This window comes from Vibrio aquaticus (genome assembly GCF_003970385.1).
GTDB lineage: Bacteria > Pseudomonadota > Gammaproteobacteria > Enterobacterales > Vibrionaceae > Vibrio > Vibrio aquaticus.
In genome coordinates this window covers 1-432 of sequence record NZ_RXZH01000161.1, presented here as the reverse complement: position 1 = coordinate 432, position 432 = coordinate 1, and the positions used below count along the sequence as shown (strand labels likewise).

The 432-nt window shown below is 53.1% G+C and carries 1 protein-coding gene; it reads left to right on the top strand.

The window, feature by feature from the left end; translation table 11 throughout:
- On the top strand, nucleotides 1-432 hold a 432-nt coding region (locus tag EJ063_RS20935), incomplete at both ends, for a Calx-beta domain-containing protein (RefSeq protein WP_208640400.1).

The following is a 432-nucleotide window of genomic DNA, read 5'->3' as shown; positions in this document are numbered from 1 at the left end:
ACGGCGAGTGGGTAGATGTACCCGCGAATGGTTTAGTGACGGTTCCAGCCGGTGAAGATGCGGTCAAAGTACGAGTTAAGACGGCGCAAGATAAAGTCTACGAAGGCGATGAAGACTTCAGTGTGACTGTTGAAGGCGCCGAGGGTGCGCTTACGGCGACAGACCCAGCGGATAAAACAGCCGACGCAACGATCCAAGACGGTGGCCAAAAYGGTGGTGATGACGACCGTCCAACCGTGAGCATTGCCGGTGGTGGTGACGTAAGCGAAGGCGATAAAGCGCAYTTCACGGTGAGYCTAAGCAAAGCGGCAGACATCGACGTCACAGTTAAGTTGACGTTGAACGAAGAAGAGACTGAGCCAAAAGACATTAAAGCGTTCCAATACAAGAATGCAGACGGCGAGTGGGTAGATGTACCCGCGAATGGTTTAG